The sequence below is a fragment of the Lampropedia cohaerens genome, assembly GCF_001005215.1.
Taxonomy (GTDB): Bacteria; Pseudomonadota; Gammaproteobacteria; order Burkholderiales; family Burkholderiaceae_C; genus Lampropedia; species Lampropedia cohaerens.
This window is the reverse complement of sequence record NZ_LBNQ01000019.1, coordinates 145,854-166,044: the sequence shown is the minus strand read 5'-3', so window position 1 is coordinate 166,044 and position 20,191 is coordinate 145,854. Positions and strand designations below refer to the sequence as shown.

Annotated in this window: 17 protein-coding genes and 1 riboswitch; of the genes, 6 read left to right on the top strand and 11 right to left on the bottom strand. The window is 65.3% G+C overall.

The annotated features are described in order from the left end of the window. Positions 1-34: 34 nt before the first annotated feature. Positions 35-1,582, bottom strand: a complete 1,548-nt coding sequence (locus AAV94_RS05245; protein WP_407927303.1) for an AMP nucleosidase — start codon at positions 1,580-1,582, stop codon at positions 35-37. Positions 1,583-1,715: 133 nt separating this feature from the next. Here AAV94_RS05245 and lolA point away from each other — a divergent pair, with 133 nt between their 5' ends. Further along, positions 1,716-2,354, top strand: a complete 639-nt coding sequence (lolA, locus tag AAV94_RS05240; RefSeq protein WP_046741264.1) for an outer membrane lipoprotein chaperone LolA — start codon at positions 1,716-1,718, stop codon at positions 2,352-2,354. Positions 2,355-2,443: 89 nt separating this feature from the next. Here the strand turns inward: lolA and AAV94_RS15280 are convergent, their stop codons facing one another. From AAV94_RS15280 to AAV94_RS05215, 5 genes are all read right to left on the bottom strand, one after another. Further along, positions 2,444-4,720, bottom strand: coding sequence for an autotransporter-associated beta strand repeat-containing protein (locus AAV94_RS15280; protein WP_084824751.1), 2,277 nt, complete (start codon positions 4,718-4,720; stop codon positions 2,444-2,446). A 212-nt stretch (positions 4,721-4,932) separates the two neighbouring features. Continuing rightward, positions 4,933-7,077: an NAD-dependent DNA ligase LigA gene (ligA, locus tag AAV94_RS05230; RefSeq protein ID WP_046741263.1), complete on the bottom strand. Its 2,145-nt coding sequence runs from the start codon at positions 7,075-7,077 to the stop codon at positions 4,933-4,935. A gap of 105 nt (positions 7,078-7,182) precedes the next feature. Further along, the gene (locus AAV94_RS05225) at positions 7,183-8,349 is read right to left on the bottom strand and encodes a hypothetical protein (RefSeq protein WP_046741262.1); all 1,167 of its coding nucleotides are present in this window, start codon (positions 8,347-8,349) and stop codon (positions 7,183-7,185) included. Between the two features lie 208 nt (positions 8,350-8,557). Continuing rightward, positions 8,558-9,070: a hypothetical protein gene (locus tag AAV94_RS05220; protein ID WP_046741261.1), complete on the bottom strand. Its 513-nt coding sequence runs from the start codon at positions 9,068-9,070 to the stop codon at positions 8,558-8,560. A 64-nt stretch (positions 9,071-9,134) separates the two neighbouring features. Beyond that, complete coding sequence (locus tag AAV94_RS05215; protein ID WP_046741260.1) at positions 9,135-9,383, bottom strand: GlsB/YeaQ/YmgE family stress response membrane protein; 249 nt, start codon at positions 9,381-9,383, stop codon at positions 9,135-9,137. Positions 9,384-9,658: 275 nt separating this feature from the next. Between AAV94_RS05215 and tsaD the strand changes: the two genes are divergently transcribed. Continuing rightward, entirely contained in the window at positions 9,659-10,708 is a 1,050-nt protein-coding gene (gene tsaD, locus AAV94_RS05210; RefSeq protein ID WP_197408014.1) for a tRNA (adenosine(37)-N6)-threonylcarbamoyltransferase complex transferase subunit TsaD, read from the top strand. Here the strand turns inward: tsaD and AAV94_RS05205 are convergent. Further along, positions 10,705-11,262, bottom strand: a complete 558-nt coding sequence (locus AAV94_RS05205; RefSeq protein WP_197408012.1) for a GNAT family N-acetyltransferase — start codon at positions 11,260-11,262, stop codon at positions 10,705-10,707. The genes tsaD and AAV94_RS05205 overlap by 4 nt on opposite strands. A gap of 145 nt (positions 11,263-11,407) precedes the next feature. After that, positions 11,408-11,533: riboswitch (glycine riboswitch) on the top strand. 49 nt (positions 11,534-11,582) lie between these two features. Here AAV94_RS05205 and AAV94_RS05200 point away from each other — a divergent pair. Continuing rightward, entirely contained in the window at positions 11,583-12,839 is a 1,257-nt protein-coding gene (locus tag AAV94_RS05200; protein ID WP_046741258.1) for a D-amino acid dehydrogenase, read from the top strand. Between the two features lie 300 nt (positions 12,840-13,139). Next, positions 13,140-14,549 carry a GntP family permease gene (locus AAV94_RS05195; RefSeq protein ID WP_046741257.1) on the top strand — a complete coding sequence of 470 codons (1,410 nt, stop codon included), beginning with the start codon at positions 13,140-13,142 and terminating at the stop codon, positions 14,547-14,549. Positions 14,550-14,691: 142 nt separating this feature from the next. Here the strand turns inward: AAV94_RS05195 and fabA are convergent, their stop codons facing one another. The 4 genes from fabA to AAV94_RS05175 form a co-directional block, all read right to left on the bottom strand. Further along, the gene (gene fabA, locus AAV94_RS05190) at positions 14,692-15,204 is read right to left on the bottom strand and encodes a bifunctional 3-hydroxydecanoyl-ACP dehydratase/trans-2-decenoyl-ACP isomerase (RefSeq protein WP_046741256.1); all 513 of its coding nucleotides are present in this window, start codon (positions 15,202-15,204) and stop codon (positions 14,692-14,694) included. Positions 15,205-15,286: 82 nt separating this feature from the next. Beyond that, a complete protein-coding gene (gene folK, locus AAV94_RS05185) occupies positions 15,287-15,805 on the bottom strand; it encodes a 2-amino-4-hydroxy-6-hydroxymethyldihydropteridine diphosphokinase (RefSeq protein WP_046741255.1) in 519 nt (172 codons plus the stop codon). Next, positions 15,789-17,477: a polynucleotide adenylyltransferase PcnB gene (gene pcnB, locus AAV94_RS05180; protein ID WP_046741254.1), complete on the bottom strand. Its 1,689-nt coding sequence runs from the start codon at positions 17,475-17,477 to the stop codon at positions 15,789-15,791. The genes folK and pcnB overlap by 17 nt, the downstream gene beginning before the upstream one ends. Continuing rightward, positions 17,474-18,217, bottom strand: coding sequence for an HAD family hydrolase (locus AAV94_RS05175; RefSeq protein ID WP_046741306.1), 744 nt, complete (start codon positions 18,215-18,217; stop codon positions 17,474-17,476). Before AAV94_RS05175 ends, pcnB begins: the two co-directional genes overlap by 4 nt. A 462-nt stretch (positions 18,218-18,679) precedes the next feature. Between AAV94_RS05175 and AAV94_RS05165 the strand changes: the two genes are divergently transcribed. Then, positions 18,680-19,090 (top strand): DUF4870 family protein, encoded by a 411-nt coding sequence (locus AAV94_RS05165; RefSeq protein ID WP_046741305.1) that lies wholly within the window; start codon positions 18,680-18,682, stop codon positions 19,088-19,090. A 19-nt stretch (positions 19,091-19,109) separates the two neighbouring features. Further along, on the top strand, positions 19,110-20,183 hold the full coding sequence (locus tag AAV94_RS05160) for a patatin-like phospholipase family protein (protein WP_046741252.1): 1,074 nt from the start codon (positions 19,110-19,112) through the stop codon (positions 20,181-20,183). Positions 20,184-20,191 lie beyond the last annotated feature (8 nt).

Sequence of the window (20,191 nt, the reverse complement as noted above, 5' to 3'; positions counted from 1 at the left end):
TCCTCTGGATCAAATTGGGCCTGCAGTGGGCGCGTCAGCGGAACGCCACGTCGCCATGGCTGCGCAGCTTTCGGCTGTGCAGGCGGGTCGCTTCCTGTTGCTGGAGGATCTCAATGGCCTTGATGCCGATCTGCAGATGCTGCAGCACGCGGCCGCGGTAGAAATGGTTGGCCATGCCCGGCAGCTTGAGCTCGCCGTGCAGCGGCTTGTCGCTCACGCACAGCAAGGTGCCATAGGGCACGCGAAAGCGATAGCCATTGGCGGCAATGGTGGCGCTCTCCATGTCCAGCGCAATGGCGCGGCCCTGGCGAAAGCGTTGCAGCGGGATGCGATGGTCCAGCAACTCCCAGTTGCGGTTGTCGGTGCTGGCCACCGAGCCGGTGCGCATGATGCGTTTGACCTGCAGGCCACGGACGCCTGCGACCTGCGCCACCGCCTGTTCCAGCGCCAGCTGCACCTCGGACAGGGCGGGGATTGGCACCCAAGTCGGCAGGTCGTCATCCAGCACGTGATCATCGCGGATGTAGCCGTGCGCCAGCACATAGTCGCCCAGCTGCTGGCTGTTTTGCAGGCCGGCGCAATGCCCCACCATGATCCAGACATGTGGGCGCAGCACGGCAATGTGATCGGTGATGTTCTTGGCGTTGGCGGGCCCCACGCCGATGTTGACCAGTGTGATGCCTTCTCCGTCGTGCTTGACGAGGTGGTAGGCGGGCATCTGCGGCAGCCGCCCGGTGCTGGCGCCGGCATGACTGGATGGCGCGCCGGCGATCGCGGCAAGCAGATCATCCGGCGCAGGCACATGACCGTCGCGCCAGGTGATGCGGTTGCCCGGCTCGACGAGCGCGACGTAGGCGCTGTCCTCGCGTGCGAGCTCCTGCCGGGCCAGCCGCACGAACTCCTCCACGTAGAACTGGTAATTGGTCAGCAATACATAGCGTTGGAAGGCTTCGGCCGATGTGCCGGTGTAATGGCGCAGCCGCTGCAGCGACAGGTCCACGCGCTGGGCACTGAACAAGGACAGCGGCTGCGGCGAATCGGGTGCGAAGTCGGCTGTGCCGTTGGCCACGGTGTCGTCCATGGCGGCAAGGTCCGGCGCGTCGAACCACAGGCTGAGCAGGCGCTTGCGCGCGGGGCTGAGATCGGCGTCCGTCAGGCCTTGTTCGGCGACGGCAAAGTGCACGGGAATGGGCTCCTCGCTCAGGCCCACCTGCAGGGGCACCCGATGGTGCTGGATGAGGCGCGTGAACTGGTCCAGGTAATAGTCGGCAAACAGGTCGGGCCGTGTGAGCGTAGCGCGGTAGCGCCCCGGTCCGGCAACGAACCCGTAGGAGGCCAGCGTGTCAAAGGATGCCAGTGCGCTCTCGGCCGTGTCGGCCGGCTCGATCTGCACGTAGGGGTAGAAGGCTCGCACGCGGCCCGTGGCCTCGCCGGCGAGAAAGCGGGCAAGATTTCCGCGCAGGCAGGCCAGTTGCTCTGCATACAGCGCGCGTACCGCGTGCAATGCGTCTTCTGCGTGGAGATGTTGACTGCTGGTTGGCGCAATCTCGGTCATGATGGTCGTCACGATGCCGCTACGCATCGAACAGGTGCTGGATGTCAGCCCGCATCGTACCGTGCTTGCACGGTGTGCAAAGATACGCAAATGGCGGAACCGTCAACGCCGTCGCAGTCGCAGCGTTGGTAAGTGCGGTAGTTGAACGAATGGAAATGAGATGAAAAGAGCTGTTTTTGCACTGTCGCTGGCCTGCGCGGCACCCTTGGCCATGGCCGATGGGTTGACGGCGCTGGACCATTTTCTCAAGAATGTGCATTCTGGTCAGGCGCAGTTCACGCAGACCGTGACGGCGCCCGAGCGGGATGGTGAACCGGGCCGGGTGAGCGTCTCCAGCGGCACGTTCGTGTTCGAGCGGCCTGGCAAGTTCCGCTTCGATTATCAGCAGCCGTTTCCGCAGTTGATCGTTGGCGATGGTCAGACGCTCTGGGTGTATGACGAGGATCTCAACCAGGCCACCTCGCGTGATCAGGATCAGGCCCTCAACAGCACCCCTGCTGCGATCCTGACCTCGGCCACCTCGCGCAGCGCGCTGGAGCAGAGCTTCACGCTGCGGTCGGTGCCGGCGGCGCAAGGGTTGGAGTGGGTGGTTGCCACCCCCAAGGACGACGATGGCGCGTTGCGCAGTGTACGCATGGGGTTTGACGGGGACGTGCTGGCAGCGCTGGAGATCGAGGATAACTTTGCCCAGCATTCGGCGCTGCGGTTCGAGAACTTCCAGGCCAATGTGTCCGTTGCGCCAGAGCGTTTTGTGTTCACGCCGCCAGCCGATGCCGACGTGATTCACGAAACGCCCTGAATCGCACTGCTGCGGGGTGCCAGTCCTGTTGTGACATGGCCCCCACACCAACGCCAGCGCTGGCGTTGGTGTGTTCAGGGCGGGGCCGATCACTGGATCAGCAGGCGCAGGCCATGGTCTGTGTATTGCGCGGTTGCCTGTACGTCATCGGGCAGCTCGATGCGCCCGAACCGCCCCTGCAGCGACGACGCCTGCAACACCGGGAAGATCTGCCCGGCAGAGGGCTTGGCGTCGAACTGCACGCGCAGCACGCTGTCGGTATCGAGCACGGCGCGGCCTGCGACCTGCAGCACGGCGTCCTCGCCGGAGGCCAGGACGGCATCCAGCGCGGCCTGGCCAGTCTGGACATAGTCCTGCCTGACGTGCACCGTCGGCACCTGTGCCGAGAGCTGCAACGTCCCTTGCTCCGACAAGTACACCATGCCCTCGCCGAGGGCCTGTGCGTGCGCGGCCAGCAGCGTTCCTTCGCTGATCACGGTGCCGCCGCTGTAGGTGTTGCTGCCGGTCAGCGCGAGTGTGCCCGTTCCCTGCTTGGTCAGCTTGCCGGCGCCGCCGATGTCGTTGCGCCAGGCATCGAACGCGTGAAAGCCGCCCAGTGCCGCGTCCATGGTGACGGTGACGTCGCCGTTGAACGCGCCATAGCCATCGGCCGCATCGAAGTAGTTCAGGCGGCCAAAGCCTTCCTCGTCATCCAGAACCGGGTAGCCCGAGTCGAGTGCGGTGGTTTGCAGCACGACGCGGCGCTGCTCGGCGCTGAGATAGGGCAGGCGCGTTTCCAGCAGCGTTTCGGCGCCCTCGGGCACCACCGCAGGCTGGCCTGCCTTGCTGGCGTCTTGCGGCAAGCCGAACGTCAGTCGGCGGCGGTACTCGGCCTTGTTGGTGGCGTGATCGGCGTAGGGCGTCTCGAAAGGGCCAATGGTGTCCCTGCCTTCCTGGGACAGCGCGTAGGCCAGGAAGCCCTCGTCGGAGGCCAGGCGCTCGTCACCAGCGGTTGCCGCAACTTTTGCGCGCAGCTGCTGCTGGGCCTGCGCGTAGGCGGCCTCGCGCTCCTGCTGCGGAATGCGGTTGATGAGATTGAGCGCGGCGATTTCGCCATTGATGCGCCCGCCCATGACGGCCAGCGCCGAGTGCATGCCAGCGACGATGCGGTTATCGCCCAGCTCCAGCCCGCGTGCGAGCATCTGTTGAAAGCGCTGGGGCACGAGGTAGCCATAGGCGAAGGCACCGCGCACGCCCTCTGCGGTGTGACCACTTGGGAAGTCGCTGTCCTTGCGCACGTCCTTGTACGGGTCGCTGGCGGTCAGATCGGGTAGTTTCCGCGCATTCTTGAGTGACTCGGGCACGGTGATCGGCACAGGGCTCAGGCCGGCATCGTGCCAGCGGTAGGGCCGGGCGTACTTGTAGAAGTACTTGGTGGGGTTGGTTGAGGCCGTGCCGTCGTTGGTGGTGCGCAGCACGAAGTTGACGGCCAGGCCGAAATCGGGATTGGCAGCCAGCGCCGCGTTCACGTCATGGCTGGCGCCTTCGCCGACGTTGTACTGCTCGCCGCCGGGCGCGCTGCAGAATGGGTATTTTTCCGTGCTGCCATCCGGGCAGGCGCCGGATGTCGGAATGGTGTCGATGTACGACTGCTGCCGTGCCAGCGCATGCCAGGCCTGCGCCAGCGGCCCCAGGCCGGTGCTGACGCTGTAGTTCTTGCCGCGGGCGTCGTCAAGATAGGCTGCCAGCTCTCTCTCAGGCGTGCGGTATTCGGGAGCCGTGACCTTGCCGGAGTAACGCAGGTTGGCCTCGTGCAGGGCGCGGTTGAGAATCGTGCCGTCGGTGCCGTCGCCGGGGATGCCGGTCCAGATCGATACCGGAATGGACGGGCAATAAAACGTCAGCCCTTCCCTGGTGATGACGCGGCTGTCTGGCAGCGCCGTCTGGTAAGCGTCCATGTAGGGCGTGACTGGCTGCCAGATTTCCAGGAAACCCTTGAGCGGACGGATGCTGAGGTTGGTCTTTTCATCGGCATAGCACGCATCGCCCGACCCTGAGGGGTAGCCGGCGTTGTTCAGTGCGTAGCCGGTGGCCGGGTCGATGACGTTGATGCCACCATTGGCGGCGCCGCGCTTGGTACCATCGACTGCGGCATGGATGCGGCGTGGCGGCACGTCGGTGCGACCGGGCGGAATCGTGGCATCAGGCGCTTCGGCAACGGCGGGCGCGCCAAGCCCCGCGGGCGGCGCGGGAATGGTGACGGCCGCTTCCTCCTCGGAGCTGCCACCGCAAGCGCTCAGCGACAAGGTGATGGCCAGCGCAAGCGCCGACAGTGCGAAGGGGCGGTGGCGGCCACGCAGGGCGGCAGGCAGCACGGAATAGGTCATTGAAAGGTTTCCTGGGAAATGCGAAGCGCGCATTCTGGAAAGGCTTTATGACCGGGCTGTGACGGGACGACGCGATTGCATGCGCTACGCCGGCATGTCCTGCAAGCTGCGCACAAACAGATCACGGACAGTTCAATGACCGTGAACGGACTTTCCGCCGGCCTGCGGCCAGCGGTGCATTGGGCAGAAGCGCTGCGGCAGCCCGATATATCTCAACGTGCAGTGGGCGGCGTCAAGCCATCGAGCAGTTGCTGCAGGCCCGCCTCGTCAAGCACCGGCACACCCAGCTCCTGGGCTTTCGCCAGTTTGCTGCCCGCATCGGCGCCTGCCACGACATAGTCGGTCTTCTTGCTGACCGAACCGGCTACCTTGGCGCCGAGCGCTTCCAGCTTTTCGCGGGCTGCATCACGACTCATGGCAGCCAGAGAGCCCGTCAGCACAATGGTCCTGCCGCTCAGGGGCAGGGCGGTTGCATCGCCTGCGCCAGCTGCGCGGCCGGCATTTCGCGGCCAGTGCACGCCCAGCGCCAGCAGGTCGGCAATGACCTCGCGGTTGTGGGGTTGCTGAAAGAACGTCACCACGCTGTGCGCGACGACAGGACCGACGTCGCGGATGGCCAGCAGTTGTTCCTCGCTCGCCACGGACTCCGGCGTCTGGCCCATCAGGGCGGGGAGGTCGCCGAAGTGCGCAGCCAGGTCCTTGGCCGTGCGTTCGCCAACGTGCCGGATGCCCAGCGCAAACAGAAAGCGCGCCAGTGTGGTGGACTTGGCTTTCTCCAGCGCGGCAACGAGGTTGGCTGCCGAGCGCTCGCCCATGCGATCGAGCGCCGCCAGCGTGGCCACATCCAGGCGGAACAGGTCTGCCGGTGTCTTGACCAGTCCGGCGTCGATCAGCTGGTCCACGAGCTTCTCGCCCAGGCCCTCGATATCCATGGCGCGGCGGCTGGCAAAGTGCAGCACGGCCTGCTTGCGCTGCGCCGCGCAGAACAGCCCGCCGGTGCAGCGATGGTCGGCCTCGCCTTCCTCGCGCACCACCGCGCTGCCGCAGACCGGGCAGTGCGCCGGCATGATGAACGGCACGGCGTCGGCACGGCGCCTTTCGGCCAGGCTGGCGACCACCTCGGGAATGACATCACCGGCGCGGCGCACAATCACGGTGTCGCCCACGCGCACGTCCTTGCGCTGGGCCTCCAACTCGTTGTGCAGCGTGGCGTTGGTCACCGTCACCCCACCGACGAACACGGGTGCAAGCTTGGCCACAGGCGTGAGCTTGCCGGTGCGCCCGACCTGCACGTCGATGTCGAGCACGGTCGTCAGCTCCTCCTGCGCCGGAAACTTGTGTGCCACAGCCCAGCGCGGCTCACGCGAGACAAAGCCCAGGTGCCGTTGCAGCGCCAGGCGGTTGACCTTGTAGACCACGCCGTCGATGTCAAATGGCAGGCTGTCGCGCCGCGCCGCAATGGCCTGGTGGAATGCCACGAGGTCCTCGGCGCCATGCGCAATGGCGCGATCGGCGCTGACGGGAATGCCCCAGGCGGCAAATGCATCGAGCGTGCCCGACTGGGTCTCGGGCTGATCGGTCCAGCCGTCGATCTCCCCCCAGCCATAGGCGAAGAAGGACAGCGGGCGCTGGGCCGCAATGGCCGGGTCGAGCTGGCGCAGCGCGCCGGCAGCGGCGTTGCGCGGGTTGGCGAAGGTGCGCTCGCCGCGTGCACCCTGTGCGATGCGCTCGCGCTGGCGCGCGTTGAGGGCTTCGAAGTCGTCGCGGCGCATGTAGACCTCGCCACGGATTTCGATTAACGGCGGTGCCGCATCGGGCAGGCGCATCGGGATCTGGCGGATGGTGCGCACGTTGTGGGTCACGTCCTCGCCAGTCTCCCCATCGCCGCGTGTGCTGGCCTGCACCAGCACGCGGTCCTCGTAGCGCAGGTTGATGGCCAGGCCATCGAACTTGAGCTCGGCCTGGTATTCGACCGGTGGATCCTCGGGGCCCAGCTCCAGTTCCTTGCGGATGCGCGCGTCGAATGCCCGTGCGCCCTGGTCGCTGATGTCGGTTTCGGTGCGGATGCTGAGCATGGGCACGCGGTGGCGCACGGGGGCAAAGCCTTCCATGGCCTGACCGCCGACGCGCTGCGTTGGCGAGTCCGGTGTTCGCAGCGCGGGGTATTGCTCCTCCAGGCCCTGCAACTGCCTAAATACGCGGTCATACTCCGCATCCGGCACCAGGGGGGCATCCAGTACGTAGTAGGCGTGTTCCCACTGGCGCAGCAGACGGCGCAGCTCGGCTGCCTGCTGTTGTGCCTGCGGGGGAGCGGCATCAGCCGGAAAGCTGACGTCGGAGTGGGAAGAAGGCGTCATGGACGGTGAGGAAGCAAAGAAGAGGCAATAGCCCGCAACTGCCGCCGCGCGGCGACGCGCAGGGGGCAGGCTGCTGGCGATGGTGAGCGGACAGGCCGGCGACGCTCAGCTGAACAGTTTCAGGGCAGCGGGGCTGCCAGCCGGAAAACCTCTGGCCTCCAGCGCGTCGTAGAGCCGCTCGACGTCGGCAGCGATCGAATCCATGGCCATCGCCGGAAGCTTGCGTCCCTCCGGATCGGTGATCGTGCCTTCCATGGTCTCCGCCAGTTCCTCTAGGATCTGACGCAGCCGTGGGAAGGCGCTTTCTGCGCGGTCAACGTTGGGCACATCCAGCGTGAACAGGATCTCGTGGATGGGCGCGTGGTCGAGATCGTCGGCCATCGCGGCCTGCGGGTCGTAGTTCAGCGTCAGCACCGGCGGCGCGATGGGGTTGGCCGCAGCCAGCGTCAGCCTGCCGGGCGTGACGGACGGCTTGAAACCGTAGCGCGCCGCGCACTGGCGGATATAGCCAGGGCTCCAGGTGGCGCGCCGTGCGGACAGCATGAGATTGAGCACCGCATCGTTCTGTGCTGCGAACGCATCGACCTCCCGGCCTCGGGCCACTTCATGCAGCATGTCCGGAAAATCGGGCGCGGCGCCGATTTCATCGGCAAACGCCTGCGTCTTGAGCACAAACTCTGAAAACTCGATTTCGTTGAGCGCGCCTTGGCGGTTGGCCAGCTGGATTGCTGCCTCGAAGGCGCTGTAGCGTGCCCCGGCGCGCGGCGGCTCCCAGCTTCTGGTGTGGACGTTCAAGCCATGGATGAGAAACTGTTTCTTGCCGATGCGCCGGGTTGGTGGCAGGGCGGCCAGCGCGGCGTCACCAGACACGGGCTTATCCAGCGCCAGCGGAACAATACTGAAGACCAGGCTGTCGAACGGCTGACCCGCGCCATAGGGCGCGCTGGCCGTGGCGTGGGCGGGATCCTCCGAAGCTGCCGCGGCAGCGACGCTGTCGCTCTTGCCCTGGCCAAACAGTCCGCTGGCCGGTGCTGCGGCGGCAGCAGGAGGGGATTCGAGCGGAGGTTCGGGATTGTCGTGCGCCCAACTGGCTGCCTGCACATCACCAAGGTCGGGCTCACGCCGCTCCAGCGGAGCAGCGGCACTGGCGTCAACCGGCTCCTTGCGGGGTTTGCGTGGGGCGTGGCGAAGGCTGTACCACTGGTTGTAGGCAACGACCGCCAGGATGATGACAACGCCCAGGATGACCAACGTGAGTTGCAAGGTGCTCATAGTGACGGATATTGTAGGGACGCTGCCTGCGGGTCATCGCCAAATCGAACGGTCGATGATGGTTTGCCATCGATCAGAAAGCGATTTTCTCAACGCGCGTCCCGCCGGTGGGTGGGCACAACCCCTGCGCGCAGGTGTGCGTGCAGTCCGAGACGCCACAACGCGGCAGGGCCCTCGCGGGATGACAGCCCGGACGTGCCCATCATCGTCAACCAGAAAGCGCCTCCCCTTGGCGGGCCGGAAGTGGCAGTCTTGCGCTGCGCGCGACCTCCACGCATTCGCGCAGATGCTGCTCGCCAAGATAGCGCAGCGCTGCATAGCCGATGCTGGCCGAGAGCGCCTGCCCGGCCAGTGGCACGAACTTGGCGACCTGCTTGCCGGTCATGCGCACGCCGATGGCCGAGGCCAGCTTGATGACCATTTCGCGCGTGACCACCTTGCCAATGAGCACCGATCCCACCATGGCGACGGCGCGCTGCACCTGTTCACGCTTTTCGGGGTGCAGTGCATCAATCTGTTCGGGTGAGAGGCCGAACTCGCGATTGATCTGTGGGATGAGCTTGGTCAGCAGGGCTGCATCCGCCGCCCAATCCAACCCTGGCACGGGCACCGAGCTGGCGACTGCGGCCAGCAAGGCCTTGCGATGCAGCAGCTTCTTGCTGCGCCGCACGGCCGCTTCCAGCTGCGGGTCGCCTGCCGCAAGCTCCAGCGCCGATGGCATGAGAGAAAAGGGGAGTTTTTTCATTTCTGCAAGCAGGCCCGCTCGAATGACGATCGGGACGCGCTTATTTTTTGCCCGTAACAGCGCCCCAGATCACCAGCAACACGATGGCGCCGATAACGGAAGCAATGAACCCGGCGGGCTCTCCGGGCGCATAAAAGTTCAGCTGCTGGCCAATGAACCCGGCCAGGAAGGAGCCGGCAATGCCCAGCACGGCGGTCATGATCCAGCCCATCGCGTCACGACCGGGTTTGAGCATGCGGGCGATCAGGCCCACGACCAAACCTACAATGATTGTCCAGATAATCGACATGGCATGCACTTTCTTGAAAAAATGGAAGACAGAAGCAGCAGCAGGCGCTGTCTGCCACAGCCCTGTAATGTGCCAGAGGCTGGCGCAGCCCGCTGTCGGACTGCAACGCAACCGACGCCGCATGGCGGGCCCGTTCGCAAAAGTGGTGCCCCAGCTGCCAGGCGCACGCTGGCGCGTTTTTCTCCCATCTACTGCCTCTACTATTTCCTACCACAATGACCGTCGAGTCACCTTCCCCGCGTGTCGCACCTGAGCGGCTTGAGCTGCCCGATGGCCTGCGCGTGCTTGGCATCGAATCGTCATGCGACGAAACCGGCGTGGCATTGGTTGAGACCCGCGGCGAGCAAGTGCCAAAGCTGCTGGCGCAAGCGCTGCACAGCCAGATTGCCATGCACCGGAACTACGGCGGCGTGGTGCCCGAGCTGGCCAGCCGCGACCATATCCGCCGGGTTCTTCCGCTGACCGAACAGGTGCTGCAGCAGGCGGGTTGCCGTCTCGCTGCGGTTGACGTCATCGCCTACACCAAGGGGCCGGGGCTGGCCGGTGCGCTGTTGGTGGGCGCGGGGGTGGCCTGCGCACTGGCTGCGGCGCTGGACAAGCCGGTGCTGGGCGTGCACCACCTGGAAGGGCATTTGCTGTCGCCCTTTCTGAGTGCCGATCCACCGCAGTTCCCGTTTGTGGCGCTGCTGGTGTCAGGCGGGCACACGCAGCTCATGCGGGTGGACGGCGTGGGCCGCTACGCGCTGCTTGGAGAGACCATCGATGACGCGGCGGGCGAGGCGTTCGACAAGTCCGCCAAGCTGCTCGGCCTGCCCTATCCCGGCGGGCCGGTGCTGGCGCAGCTCGCCGAAGGCGGGGATCCGCAGGCGTTTGCCCTGCCTCGGCCACTGCTGCGCGGCGGCAATCTTGACTTTTCCTTCGCTGGACTGAAGACGGCGGTGTGGACGCAGGCGCAGCGGCTGGGCCCACAGCTGGAGCGCCATAAGGCCGATCTGGCTGCCAGCACGCAGGCAGCGATTGTCGATGTGCTGGTGCGCAAGTCGTTGCTGGCGCTGCAGCAAACGGGCTTGCAACGCCTTGTCGTGGCCGGTGGCGTCGGCGCCAACCAGATGCTGCGCAGGCAGTTGAACGCGGCCTGTGGCGACGCGGGCATACGTGTGCACTACCCGGAGCTGGCGCTGTGCACCGACAATGGCGCGATGATTGCGCTGGCTGCCGCGATGCGGCTGCAGGCAGGGCTGCAGCCGCCGACGAAGGACTGGAGCTTTGACGTCAAGCCGCGCTGGCCGCTGGAGTCGTTGGTGGCAAGCAGTGCGGAAAACTAGGTGAGCCGCTTTTGCAGGTAGCACGCACCTGCGCCATAGTCGCGCAGCTTCTCTGCCAGCCCAGCTGGTGCCGGCATGACCTGCACAAAGCCCAGCTTTTGCCAGAACGGCACCGCATCGGCGAGCGCAACGAGGCGGCTTTCGGTCAGGCCCGCGGCACGCGCGCGCGCCTGGGCGTGCGCCAGCAGCGTCCGCGCCACCGCCTGGCCGCGTGCGCGTGGGTGGACGGCACAGTCGTGCAGATACCAGAGCGTGGTGCCCGTGCCGCCCGGCAGCACGCAGTCCATCGTCAGCGCGCAATCCAGCGCGGGGGGAAGCGGCGCATTCCATGGGTGGCTGACCAGATAGCCCGCGACCGGCAGCTCGGCACTGGTGGCGATCCAGCAATGCGCGGGCGCCACCTGCAGACGGTTGAGGAAGGTCTCTTTGCGCTCTAGCAGATGCTGCGCGTAAGCAGCTTGCTGAACGGCCAGTACGCCCGGCAGGTCGTCCTGCTTCATGGCCATGACGCGCAACTGCTGCGCCGATGCGACAGGCGCTAAGGAATTTGTCATTGCAGAAGATTGTGCCGCACTGCGCATGGCGCAGCCGTGGTATCTTCGCGCGATCCAGGAGAAACCCGCACGCAGGCGCATGGTCGGTGGTGCGGGTTACCGAAGGCGCAGCCCGACAACGCTCAGGTCCCAGAGACTGGATACATCATCAAAGGCTGGAGAGCGCTGGGTGCAGGGAATCTTTTCTGCACTGCAGCCGCCGAAGGGGCAAGTCGCATGGCCAGCAGGGCGGTGCGATGAATCTCTCAGGCAAAAGGACGGCTCGGGAAGGCAGGCCAGGCATGCGTTGCTGGCAGCTGCCATGTTGGGAGAGTTCCGTCATGAAAGTCATCGTCATGGGCGCCGGGGTTCTGGGCGTTACCTCGGCCTGGTATCTGGCACAAGCCGGGCACGAGGTCACCGTGCTTGAGCGCAACGCGGGCGCTGCGCGCGAGACCAGTTTCGGCAATGGGGGGCAGATCTCGGTCAGCCACGCCGAGCCGTGGGCCAATCCTGCAGCACCGCTGAAGCTGCTCAAGTGGCTGGGCCGGGAGGACGCGCCGCTGCTGTTTCGTCTGCGCGCCGACCCCGCCCAGTGGATGTGGGGGCTGAAGTTTCTGCGCGAGTGCACCAAGAAGCGCTCCACCCACAACATGATCCAGCTGCTCAACCTGGGCACTTACAGCCGCCAGGCGCTGCAGCAGCTGCGCGCGGAGATCGGCATCGAGTACGACCACCTTGAGCGCGGCATCCTGCATTTCTATACCGATGCCAAGGAGTTCCAGGCCGCGCTGGAGCCCGCACGCATCATGCGCGAACTTGGCTGTGACAGGCGCGTGCTCTCGCCCGATGAGGTGCTGCAGATCGAGCCGGCGATGGCGCATATCCGCCCGCAGCTGGCCGGTGCCACCTACACGGCTGCCGATGAGTCCGGCGATGTGCACAAGTTCACCACGGCCCTGGCCGAACGTGCGGCCCAGCAGGGTGTGGTGTTCCGCTATGGTGTGCGCATCCAGAACCTGCGTGAGGCTGGCGGTGAGGTGGTGGGCGTCGAGTTCGCCAACGAGCAGGGCGGATATGAGGTCGCCACGGCCGACGCCTACGTGCTGGCGCTGGGCAGTTTCAGCCGCGCGCTGGCGCGCAAGGTCGGCGTGCATCTGGACATCTATCCGGCCAAGGGCTATTCGGCCACCATGCCAGTGCTCGACGCCAGCAAGGCGCCATCCGTGAGCCTGACCGACGATGGCTACAAGCTGGTGTATTCGCGCCTGGGAGACCGGTTGCGCATCGCTGGCACGGCCGAGCTCAACGGCTATGACTTGGCACTCAACCCGGTGCGTTGCGAGGCCATCGTCAAGCGTACGCTGGAGGTCTTTCCGGGCGTCAGCAGACCGGAATTGGCCAGCTTCTGGACTGGTCTGCGGCCAGCAACGCCCGGCAATGTGCCCTACATCGGCAAGTCCAAACTTGGCAAGCTGTACTTGAACACAGGCCACGGGACGCTGGGCTGGACGCATGGCTGCGGCTCCGGCAAAGCGATTGCCGAAATCATTTCCGGACGCAAGCCGGAAGTCAGCTTCACCTTTACCGGTATCTGAACCATTGCTGGCCGAAGGGGCGGCTGCTCACCGTGCGCTGCCGATCGTGGCCACTTTCCACATGGCAGCCACTGGCAAGGCGCCAGTGTGTCGCCCGCACTGGTATTGCCGCCATCCCCGAAGCAGCGTGTAGCTGGACGACCCCGTTTCCGTCGCGATGCGGGGGAATGGCCGATGGTGCGCAGGTCTGTGCCCGGGCGCTGAAGGCCCGCAGCTTTGTCGGGGGATCATCGCTGCAGCACTTTCGCCTGTTAGATTCGGTGGTTTCTACACATGGCGCTCACAGCGCGCGGGAGGAGTATGGGCATTCTGGCTATCGGCGTCTCTTTGGCGCTGTTGATGTTTCTTGCGTATCGCGGTATCACAGTGTTGCTGCTGGCACCGCTGATGGCAGCGCTGGCAGTGGTGCTCTCGGGCGAGCTGGCGCTGCTGCTGCCGTACTACACCGAAACCTTCATGCCGGCGCTGGGGGGCTATGTGCTCAGTTTCCTGCCGGTTTTCCTGCTGGGGGCGCTGTTCGGACAGCTCATGGCGGATTCGGGAGCGGCCTACACGCTGTCGCGCTGGATTCTGCGTGTGATTGGGCAGCGGCACGCGGTGTTGGTGATCGTGGTGGCGTGCGCGCTGTTGACCTACGGAGGTGTTTCGCTGTTTGTGGTGGCCTTTGCCATCTACCCCATCGCCAAGGACTTGTTTCGTTCGGCCAACATCCCCAAGCGCTTGATCCCGGCTGCCATCGCACTGGGTTCCTTTACCTTCACGATGACCGCCATGCCGGGCACGCCGGCGATCCAGAATGCGATTCCGATTCCGTACTTTGGCACCAACGCGTTTGCGGCGCCTGGCCTCGGGCTGATTGGCTCGGCCATCATTTTGCTGGGCGGCCTGTGGTGGCTGCACACGCGTGTCGCCGCTGCGCGTGCTGCCGGGGAGGGCTTCGGCGAGCACCGCGTGGCCGAACTGGAGGAGAGCTCCGCCCTGCAGCCCGCAGATGCGCAGGCCACCCGTGAGATGCCAGTGTTCCTTGCATTGTTGCCGCTGGTGCTGGTGGTGGCCGTCAACGCAGTGTTTACCTTCGCGGTGTTTCCAAGCATGGACTGGTCGTTTTTGACGCCATCCTATCCGGCGTTCAACCCATCCGGACGTGTGGGGCTATGGGCGCTGATCATCGCGCTGACAGTGGCGTGCGCAACCCTGATGCTCGTGCGGCTGGGCCACTGGACGGACCTGAAGGCCAGCGTCAACAAGGGGGTGTTCGGCTTCATGTTGCCATTGTTTAATACGGCATCCGAAGTGGGCTATGGGGCTGTCATTGCCAGTTTGGCGGGCTTTCTCGTCATCCGCGATGCGGTGCTCAATCTGGCGCCGGGCAATCCGCTGATCTCCGAGGCGATTGCGATGAACGTGCTGTCAGGCATCACGGGATCGTCCTCCGGCGGACTCAGCATCGCCCTGCAGGCGCTGGGTGCCGACTATCTGGCCATGGCCGAGGCGGCAGGCATCAGCCCGGATCTGCTGCATCGCGTTGCCGTCATGGCCGCAGGCGGGATGGACACGCTGCCGCACTGTGGCGCCATCATCACGTTGCTGGCGATCTGCAAGCTCACGCACCGCCAGTCCTATCTCAACATTGCCGCGGTCACGATGCTGTTTCCGCTGCTGGCGCTGGTCGCCGTAATTGTGCTGGGTACGCTGTTTGGCAGCTTCTGAGCCTATCTTGGCCTGCACGTTGCCGCGGGTTGATCCCCGGCGATGCGACCCAAGCCGGCAGTCGAGCAAAAAAAGCTGCCCTTAGCAGACAGGGCAGCCGGATCGCACGACGATGCGACAGGAGTGCGTGAAAGCGGTGCGTTCAGGCGGCTGCTTTGCCGGTCTCGAACAATCCAACGCGCAGGTCGTTGGCAGTGTAGATTTCCTGCCCGTCAGCCAGCAGACGCGCGTCACCGATGGCCATGTTGAGCTTGCGCCGAATGACGCGTTTGATGTCGATTTCGTAGGTGACCAGCTTCACGTCAGGCTTGACCTCGCCAGTGAACTTCACCTCGCCGGCGCCAAGGGCACGCCCCTTGCCTGGCAGGCGCAGCCAGGTGAGATAGAAGCCGATCAACTGCCACATGGCGTCCAGCCCCAGGCACCCAGGCATGACGGGATCATTCTTGAAGTGACACTGGAAGAACCAAAGGTCAGGCTTGATATCCAGCTCGGCCACGACGCGGCCAAGGTTGTATGCACCGCCCTCATTGCTGATGTGCGGGATGCGGTCGAACATCAGCATGGGAGGCAGTGGAAGCTTGCCACTGTCGGGGCCGAAAAGACGGCCCTCGCCGGAGGCGATGAGTTGCTCGTAATCGAAGGATTCAACCATGGGAAAATCTGTGCGTGGCCAGTGCGAGCCCAAAAGGCCAAAAGTATAGCGGCTGCGGGCAGCGCCTCTTGTGACCGGCCCGCTATGCCGCCGCGTAGGGCCACTGTGCACTGCTGGGCAAGCGCTGGGCTTGCTGGCTGGAGACGTGCTGCAGCAGTTCTGCGTCAATCATCGCGGGAGCAATATCGGCCAGTGGGCGCAGCACGAACGCGCGCGTTTGCCAGCGTGGGTGCGGCAGGGTCAGCAGATCGCTGGTAAACACGTAGCTAGGGCTGCAATACCATAGAAGGTCCAGATCCAGCGTGCGGGGCGCATTGCGATAGGGGCGCGTGCGTCCTGCGTCATTCTCGATGGCCTGCAGCGCGCGCAGAAGGGGTTCGGGCGCCATCGTGGTGGCAATGCGGATGACGGCATTCAGGAAGTCGGGGCCACTGGCCTCATAGGGGGCGGTGCGATAAAGCGGCGACACCGCCTCAAGCGTGCAGCCGGGCAGCGCTGCGATCGCCTCGACTGCCTTGCGCAGGGCGGCGGCGGCATCGCCCAGGTTGGCGCCCAGGCCTATCCATGCCGGCTGCGGCAGCGTCTCAGGGGGCTGGCGCATCGCCGGTTTCCGCAGCACTGTCGTTTGCGAGCCCCTCTTCGCTGCCGCCCGCACTCTTGCGGCGACGGCGACGGCGTTTCTTGGCTGGCGCGGGGGCACTGGCATCATCAAGCGCGGCGGTGCCATCCGCTGCGTCCTGGGCATGCGGCGCGCGTGCTGGCGTCGGGTCTGCCTGCTCGTCCGTCATGTCACCGGCCTGTGGCGTGGCGGAGGCCGGTTTGCGGCGCCTGCGTGGCTTGCGCTCCGGATCGGCCTTGCCTGTCTGTTGCGCGGTGCGGCGTGCCGACTCGAGCAACTCGGCGCGGGTGGCTTCGTCGGCGAGGCTGAAGCGCTCCCACCAGTCTGCCAGCTCGGCCAGTGGCTCGCCTGCACGACTGCGCAGGCGCAGGAAATCCAGCCCGGCGCGAAAACGCGGCTGCGTCACCATGCTCGCAGGAGTCTTGCCGCTGCGGCGCGTAAAGCGCGGCTGCAGCATCCAGATCTCGCGCATGTCGGCGCCCAGCTTGCCGCGCCCGGATACGTCGCCGACACGGCGCTCGAATACCTCGGTGATGGCTTCCGACAGTGCCGGGCTGGGATGCTCGCCCGCGGCCTGGCGCCGTTGCCAGACAGCCAGCACGTCTTCCCAGAGCACGCAGGCCAGCAGGAAGGCCGGCGCCACGGACTTGCCTTCGGCTACACGCCGGTCGGTGTCTTCCAGCGCAAGGCGCACCAGCGGCGTATCGGCGCGCGCGACGATCAGGTCCAGCAACGGATAAATGCCTTCGGACAGGCCCAGCGCGCGCAACTGCTGCACCGAGGCAATGGCGTGGCCGGTCTGCAGCAGCTTGAGCATCTCGTCAAACATGCGGCTGGGCGGAATGTCCGCCAGCAACGGGCGCAACTCGGCCAGCGGCTCGGCCGTTTTCTTGCCCAGCGTGAATCCCAGTGCGTGCAGCTTGGCTGCAAAGCGGATGGCGCGCACCATGCGCACCGGATCCTCGCGGTAGCGCGCCGTGGCATCGCCAATCATGCGGATGGTGCGCTTGCGGGCGTCCTCGATGCCATGGTGGTAATCGACGACGATCTGCGATTGCGGGTCGTAATACATCGCATTGATGCTGAAGTCGCGCCGTGCGGCGTCTTCCTGCTGCGTGCCCCAGACGTTGTCGCGCAGCACCCTTCCGCTGGCATCCACGGCATGCTGCATACCAGCCAGTGCCTGGCGGCTGGTCTTTTCGTTGCCTTTAATGCGGTCGGCGGCCTGGTTGTCCAGATAGGCTCGGAAGGTGGTGACTTCGATGACCTCGTGCTCACGCCCGCGCCCGAACACGACATGGACGATACGAAAGCGCCGCCCGATGATGAAGGCCCGGCGAAAGGCGGCCTTGACCTGCTCGGGTGTGGCATTGGTGGCCACGTCGAAATCCTTGGGGCGCAGGCCGAGCAGCAGGTCGCGTACCGCGCCGCCGACGATGTAGGCTTCAAAGCCCTTGTCCTGCAGGGTCTTGACGACCTCGATGGCGCGCCGATCCACCAAGCTGGGGTCAATGCGGTGGACGCTGGCAGGAACCTCCACGCGTTTGCCGAAGGTCTTGACCGGAAAGCGTTTGCGCGTGTCACCAGCGCCGGAGCCATGTGCGGCGTCGCCGTTGCGCTTACCCAGCAGTTTGTCGATGAATGTCTTGATCATGTTGGCAGGTCCCCGGTGGTCTCAGGGGATGGTTCAAACAGATCCAGCACCTGCCAGCCCCGGGAACGGGCGAGCTGGCGCAGGTGGGGGTCAGGGTTGGTGGCGACGGGCACGTCGACCTTTTCCAGCAGCGCCAGGTCATTGGTCGAGTCGCTGTAGAAGGTGGTGTGTACCTGCGGCCAGTCGAGTCCGCGCTCGCCCAGCCAGGCCTGGACGCGATGCACCTTGCCTTCACGCAGGGTGGGCACGCCGTCGATCAGGCCGTTGTACCAGCCACTGCCATCGCGTTGGAGCTGGACGGCCAGCAGGTGCTCGACGCCCAGGCGCGCAGCGATCGGACGGGTGATGAATTCATTGGTGGCCGTGACGATCACGAGGGTGTCACCCTGGCTGCGGTGCTGCTCTAGCAGTGCCAGAGCCGGGGCCTGGATGGCGGGTGCAATGACATCGCGCAGAAAACGCTCGCGCGCCGCGTGTGCGGCCTGCGGTCCGAGCTTGCGAATGGCCTCGGTGGCAAACAGGATGTAGGCGTGCAGATCCAGCGTGCCGGCGCGATATTGTTCAAAGAATTCCGCATTGCGCCTGGTGTAGGCCTCGCCGTCGACCAGCCCTTCTCGCGCCGTGAACTGGCCCCACTCGTAGTCCGAGTCGAGTGGCAGCAGGGTGTGGTCAAGGTCGAACAGCGCCAGTCGTGGCCTGCAGTCGGAAGAGGGCGCAGAATCTGCGCAGGATGTGTTCATGCGTGGTCGGCAGTGCGGTGTGGTTGCCGCGTGCGGCACCTTGGAGTGCGCCGCCTTCAAAACGTTTGTGGAAAACCAAGGCCGCTGGCGATGCCATCGGGCGCGCCGTTGCGCATTGACTGGCAGCGGCGACGCCGCATATTCTCGCACGAACACGCTTGGCAGCGGCGGCCCAGGCTGTGCGTGGCCGTGCCGCGCTCGGCCGCGGATGCGGTCATCGCGCCTGCCTGGGCGGCCTCGCCATGAACGAGGTGCCGCGCGCCAGTGGGCGCCTGCGCCAAGTTGCGGCAGAATGTGTGTCAGGTGGATGCGGCGCAGGGGCCAGTTGCGCATGCCGTGTGGTGGAGGTGGCCACGCCATGGGGACAGGAGGCGTTTCAGCGGATTCGATGAAGTGTTCGCAAGGTCCGCTCCCTCTTGGCCGCCTCGTCGGCAGATGGACTTTGAAGTGGAGGACGTTGGCATGCAGGACGCTCAGGACAACGAGGTCATCGAAGTACAGGCGCGCGCGGCGGGCAAGGGTCCGGACGACGATGCGCTGCGCACGATCGGCTGGATCAGCTACATCATGCATCTCGTGGTGGCCATCGGCGCAGTGGTGCCCATGCTTGAGCCCAGCATGGTGCTGTTGTTGCTGGCGCTGGTGCTGGATCTGGTCAAGCGCTCCGACGCCCAGGGCACGTGGCAGCAAAGCCATTTCGACTGGCGCATCCGCAGCGTTGCCTGGGCGCTCGTGCTCTATGTCGTCACTAGTCCGTTCTACCTGCTGCTGTACTTCCCCGGCAAGGTAGCGTGGTTTTTTGTCTCGGTGTGGTTCCTGGTGCGCATCGTGCGCGGCATGATGGCACTGAATCAGCGCCAGCCGGTGCGCTGAACTTTTACAGAGGCCGCGTATGCCCCACGACGCTTCCCATGATGGTGCGGCAGGAGCAGGCGCCGGTGCCACCTGTCACACGCTCAACCTCGCCTTGCAAGGCGGTGGCTCGCACGGCGCCTTTACCTGGGGCGTGCTGGATGCGCTGCTCGAAAATGGCGTCTGCCATATCGACGGCATCAGCGGCACCAGTGCAGGCGCCATGAATGCAGCCGTGGTGGCGCATGGCTTTGCCAGGGCGGCCGCGCAGAATTTGGAGGATGCCGAAGAGGCGCACCGCTGTGGCTGCACGTTTGCGCGACTGGCGTTGCGTGATTTCTGGGAGGCCGTGGGCACCCTCGGGGTGTTTCTGAGTGCCTCCACATCCCCGAGCCAGGTGGCCTTGCAGTGGATGCCGTGGCTGCGGCCCTTTTTTGCCGCCCAGTTCTCACCGGCGCAGATCAATCCCATGGACATCAACCCGCTGCGCTCCATCCTCAAGCGCATCGTGGATTTTTCGCTGCTGCGCGAGTACCAGCAGCACCCCTTGGTGCCGCGCCTTTTTATCTGCGCGACCAATGTCCGCACCGGGCGTGGCAAGGTGTTTCGTGGCGGCGAGGTCAGCCTGGATGCACTGATGGCATCGGCTTGCCTGCCGCAGCTGTTCAACCCGGTGCAGATCGATGATGAGTACTACTGGGATGGCGGTTTTTCCGGCAATCCGGCCCTGTATCCGCTGATCTACCATACCCAGACCGATGACGTGCTGCTGGTGCAAATCAATCCGATCGAGACGCGCGCCATTCCCCGCACGCTCAGCGAGATCCAGGAGCGCATCAATGCGGTGACCTTCAATGCCGGTCTGCTCTCGGAGCTGCGTGCGATCGAGTTCGTCAAGCGCCTGCGTGAGCAGGGGCGGCTGGAGCAGGATCGCTACAAGGCCGTGCGCATGCACCGCATCGATGGTGGTTCCTACCTTGAGCAATTCGGCGCGGACAGCAAGACGCGTGCGGATATCGGCTTTCTCCAGCGCCTGTTCGCGCAGGGCCGGGCGTCTGCGCAGGACTGGCTGGATCGCCATGGGCAGGATATCGGCGTGCGCGCTACGATGTGAGTGCTGCA

What these genes read in the sequence shown, in the direction of transcription:
- AAV94_RS05245 (WP_407927303.1), bottom strand. Translation starts at nt 1,582, where the DNA reads ATGCGTAGCGGCATCGTGACGACCATCATGACCGAGATTGCGCCAACC.
- lolA (WP_046741264.1), top strand. Translation starts at nt 1,716, where the DNA reads ATGAAAAGAGCTGTTTTTGCACTGTCGCTGGCCTGCGCGGCACCCTTG.
- AAV94_RS15280 (WP_084824751.1), bottom strand. Translation starts at nt 4,720, where the DNA reads ATGACCTATTCCGTGCTGCCTGCCGCCCTGCGTGGCCGCCACCGCCCC.
- ligA (WP_046741263.1), bottom strand. Translation starts at nt 7,077, where the DNA reads ATGACGCCTTCTTCCCACTCCGACGTCAGCTTTCCGGCTGATGCCGCT.
- AAV94_RS05225 (WP_046741262.1), bottom strand. Translation starts at nt 8,349, where the DNA reads ATGAGCACCTTGCAACTCACGTTGGTCATCCTGGGCGTTGTCATCATC.
- AAV94_RS05220 (WP_046741261.1), bottom strand. Translation starts at nt 9,070, where the DNA reads ATGCCATCGGCGCTGGAGCTTGCGGCAGGCGACCCGCAGCTGGAAGCG.
- AAV94_RS05215 (WP_046741260.1), bottom strand. Translation starts at nt 9,383, where the DNA reads ATGTCGATTATCTGGACAATCATTGTAGGTTTGGTCGTGGGCCTGATC.
- AAV94_RS05205 (WP_197408012.1), bottom strand. Translation starts at nt 11,262, where the DNA reads ATGACAAATTCCTTAGCGCCTGTCGCATCGGCGCAGCAGTTGCGCGTC.
- AAV94_RS05200 (WP_046741258.1), top strand. Translation starts at nt 11,583, where the DNA reads ATGAAAGTCATCGTCATGGGCGCCGGGGTTCTGGGCGTTACCTCGGCC.
- AAV94_RS05195 (WP_046741257.1), top strand. Translation starts at nt 13,140, where the DNA reads ATGGGCATTCTGGCTATCGGCGTCTCTTTGGCGCTGTTGATGTTTCTT.
- fabA (WP_046741256.1), bottom strand. Translation starts at nt 15,204, where the DNA reads ATGGTTGAATCCTTCGATTACGAGCAACTCATCGCCTCCGGCGAGGGC.
- folK (WP_046741255.1), bottom strand. Translation starts at nt 15,805, where the DNA reads ATGCGCCAGCCCCCTGAGACGCTGCCGCAGCCGGCATGGATAGGCCTG.
- pcnB (WP_046741254.1), bottom strand. Translation starts at nt 17,477, where the DNA reads ATGATCAAGACATTCATCGACAAACTGCTGGGTAAGCGCAACGGCGAC.
- AAV94_RS05175 (WP_046741306.1), bottom strand. Translation starts at nt 18,217, where the DNA reads ATGAACACATCCTGCGCAGATTCTGCGCCCTCTTCCGACTGCAGGCCA.
- AAV94_RS05165 (WP_046741305.1), top strand. Translation starts at nt 18,680, where the DNA reads ATGCAGGACGCTCAGGACAACGAGGTCATCGAAGTACAGGCGCGCGCG.
- AAV94_RS05160 (WP_046741252.1), top strand. Translation starts at nt 19,110, where the DNA reads ATGCCCCACGACGCTTCCCATGATGGTGCGGCAGGAGCAGGCGCCGGT.